The organism is Streptomyces sp. SID3343, from assembly GCF_009865215.1.
Taxonomy (GTDB): Bacteria; Actinomycetota; Actinomycetes; order Streptomycetales; family Streptomycetaceae; genus Embleya.
Map to the genome: position 1 here is coordinate 1 of NZ_WWJX01000832.1, position 3,008 is coordinate 3,008.

The following is a 3,008-nucleotide window of genomic DNA, read 5'->3' on the forward strand; positions in this document are numbered from 1 at the left end:
GCCGCAAGGCGGCTCTGCTCGTCTGGGTCGCCGTGCTGATCGCGGTGAGCGGCATCGCGATGGCGGTCGGCAGCGACTACCACAACGACTTCTCGCTTCCGGGCACCGAGTCGCAGCAGGCGGCCGACACGCTGCGCGAGCACGGCGCCACCCAGGCCGGCGACAGCGTCCAGATCGTCCTGCACGACAAGGCGCCGGTGTCCGCGCCGGCGACCCGCGAACGCGTCGAGCGCATGCTCGGCGCGGTGGGCGGCCTTCCGCACGTCGCGGAGGTACGCAGTCCGTACGCCGACGCGGGCGCCGTGTCCCGCGACGGCCTGACCGCGTACGCGACGGTCACCCTGGACGGCGTGGGCACCGACGTACCCAAGGACGCGGTCCGCTCGATCATCGACACCGCGCAGGCCGCCGAGGTCCGCGGCGCCACGCTGCGGGTCGAACTCGGCGGCGATCAGATCCGCGGCGCCCAGGAGAGCGGCGGCGGTGCGGCCGAGGGCGCGGGCATGCTGGGCGCGCTGGTGATCCTGGTGTTCCTGTTCGGTTCGCTCGTGGCCGCCGCGGTGCCGTTGCTGACCGCGATCTTCGCCGTGGGCAGCACGCTCGGCCTGGTGATGCTCACGTCACGGGTCGCGAGCATCGCCGACTTCACGCCGCCGGTGATGATGCTCGTCGGCCTGGGTGTCGGGGTCGACTACGCCCTGCTCATCTTCTCCCGCTACCGCACCGAGTTGCTGCGCGGCGCGGACGCCGAGACGGCCGGCCGGCGGGCCCTGGACACTGCGGGCCGGACCGTGTTCTTCGCGGCCTGCACGGTGATCATCGCGCTGCTCGGTCTGGTCACGCTGGGCCTGGGTTCGCTTCGCGGCGTCGCGCTCGCGGTCGCGTTGACCGTGCTGATGACGATGCTCGCGTCGTTGACCCTGCTACCCGCGCTGCTGGGCCTGTTCGGCGCGCGGATCAAGCGCAACGTCGAGCGCCGCGCGGCGAAGGCCAAGGTCGCCGAGGGCACTCGGTGGCGCGCGTGGGCGGCGTTCGTCCAGCGTCGCCCGTGGGTCGCGCTGATCGTCCCGGTCGTCGCGCTGATCGGTCTTTCGGCGCCGGCGGTCGACATGCGACTGGGCTTCGCCGACGCGGGCAACGACGCGCCGGCCAAGACCAGTCGGCAGGCGTACGACCTGCTGGCCGACGGCTTCGGGCCGGGTTTCAACGGGCCGTTGTTCGTCGTCGTCGAGGGTGACGCGGCCGCCGCGCAGCGGACCCGGGCGACGTTGGAGGGCACCGCCGGGATCGTCGCGGTGAGCCCGATCCTGCCGTCCGGCGACGCGAGCGTGTCCACCGTGATCGCCTACCCGAAGTCGGCGCCCCAGGACGAGGCGACCACCGAACTCGTCAAGCGTTTGCGTCAGGACGTCATGCCCGCCGTGGAGCGCGACACCGGCTCGACCGTCCTGGTCGGCGGTGGGACGGCGGGGGTCGAGGACTTCGCGGCCAAGGTCTCCGACCGGCTGCCGCTGTTCGTGGCGATCGTGGTCGGGCTCTCGTTCGTGCTGCTGCTGCTCGTCTTTCGGTCGATCCTGGTACCGCTCAAGGCGGCGCTGCTCAACCTGCTGAGCATCGGTGCGGCGATGGGCGTGCTCACGCTGGTGTTCCAGCACGGCATGTTCGGGGTGCAGGAGGGGCCGATCGAGGCGTTCATCCCGGTGATGATCTTCGCGATCGTGTTCGGCCTGTCGATGGACTACGAGGTCTTCCTGCTCGCCCGCGTCCACGAGGAGTGGCAGCGCACCCGCGACGCGGGGCACTCGGTCCGCGAGGGTCTGGCCACCACCGGCCGGGTGATCACGGCCGCGGCGGCCATCATGATCGTGGTCTTCGGCGCCTTCGTGCTGAGCGAGGATCGCATGCTCCAACAGTTCGGGCTGGGCCTGGCGGTGGCGATCCTGCTCGACGCGCTGGTGATCCGCTGCCTGATCGTCCCGGCGGTGATGCGCCTGTTCGGCGCCAAGGCGTGGTGGCTGCCGCGGTGGCTCGACCGCAAGCTGCCCAGGATCGCGATCGAACACGGTTGACCTGCACGGCAGTTGTCGAATCGGCCCCGAGGCCCTGACACCGAGGCGGTGTCGGCGAGGATCCCAGTCCTTCGCCGGCACCGCCTCGGTGTGTTGGGGCACACGCGTCGGGTCGGGCACCGGGGGTCTTCCTGATCATCGCCGAGTGTTCATTTCACGGCCCGCCAGGGGTGTTTCGGGCTTCCTATCGTGAGCCCGGGCGACGGAACGGTCGTCGGCCGAACCTTGAGGGAGCCCTGCCTTGTCGCCTGGCCGCGAACCGTGCCGTGACACCCGCCGTGAGACCCACGAGCGTGATCGGCGGATCGAGTCGCTGCTCGCCGAGACCCCGGCGTTGCGCCGCTATGTGAGCACCATTGTGGGTCCCGATGTCCACACCGTCGAGGACGTGGTCCAGGAAACCCTGTTGCGGGCCTGGGAGTCGGCGGATCGCCTGGATTGGGACGGCAGGCCGATCCGGATGTGGTTGTTTCGCGTCGCCCGCAATCTCGCGGTGGACACGCTGCGCCGCAACCGGTCGCTTCCCGTGGGCATCGACCCGAGCGAGTTCACCGGGCTGCCGTCGGTGCCCGACCCCGCGTCGTCCGCGGTGGACCGGTGCATGCTCGTGGGCGCGTTGCGTGCCCTGGCGCCCACCCATCGCGAGGCGCTCGCCCAGGTGCACCTGCTCGACCGCAGCGGCGCGGAGGTCGCCCGCACCCTGGGGATACCGCGCGGGACGGTCAAGTCGCGTACCCATCACGGGATCGCCGCGATCCGTCGGCAGCTGGCCGTACTGGGGGAGACCGGATGACCGCCTCCGGGGATCTCGCGCTGAGTGTCGCGGGACACGACACGAGGCAACTGCTCGGCTGGCTGGGCATCACCATCCTGGTGGTGGCCTTCGCGCACTGGGCCGCCGTGCGGCGCGGCGGTTGGCGGTTCGTCCGGCGCCGGCTG

The 3,008-nt window shown here is 71.3% G+C and carries 2 protein-coding genes; both read left to right on the forward strand.

All coding sequences use genetic code 11. From position 1 onward, the window contains the following. Positions 1-14 precede the first annotated feature (14 nt). The gene (locus tag GT354_RS26095) at positions 15-2,069 is read left to right on the forward strand and encodes an MMPL family transporter (protein ID WP_237535463.1); all 2,055 of its coding nucleotides are present in this window, start codon (positions 15-17) and stop codon (positions 2,067-2,069) included. A 241-nt stretch (positions 2,070-2,310) separates the two neighbouring features. Further along, entirely contained in the window at positions 2,311-2,862 is a 552-nt protein-coding gene (locus tag GT354_RS26100) for a sigma-70 family RNA polymerase sigma factor (protein WP_161358818.1), read from the forward strand. Positions 2,863-3,008 lie beyond the last annotated feature (146 nt).